The 397-nt window shown below is 35.3% G+C and carries 1 protein-coding gene; it reads left to right on the top strand.

All coding sequences use genetic code 11. The features are described 5' to 3' along the window. Positions 1 to 81: 81 nt before the first annotated feature. On the top strand, positions 82 to 397 hold a 316-nt coding region (locus FL311_RS43795), incomplete at its 3' end, for a TolC family protein (protein WP_228557501.1).

The raw sequence follows: 397 nt of genomic DNA, 5'->3' as shown, positions 1-397 counted from the left end.
ATTATTATGCGGTGCCCATCTTTCCATTATTTTTGTTGAGATATGAGAAAATTAATTACCATAATAAGTTGTATTGCCTGTTTGCAACTGGCAGCACAGGATACAACAGGCAAGTGGGATTTACGTAAATGTGTTGATTATGCCGTAAAAAATAATATATCTATTAAACAGGCCGATGTTCAGGCAAGAATTACCGCATTACAATTAAAGCAGAATAAATTATTTCAATATCCAACGGCTTCGGCTGCTACTTCAGGTAATTTACAATTTGGTCGTTCTATAGACCCAACCACTAATCAGTTTACTACAACAGAATTATTAAGTCAGAGTTATTCTCTACAAGGCGGTATGTTGCTATTTAACTGGGGTAGATTAAAAAACAGTATCGCTTCAGCTC

Source organism: Myxococcus sp. AB025B (assembly GCF_006518215.1).
GTDB lineage: Bacteria > Myxococcota > Myxococcia > Myxococcales > Myxococcaceae > Myxococcus > Myxococcus fulvus.
This window is presented reverse-complemented; position numbering and strand designations above follow the sequence as displayed.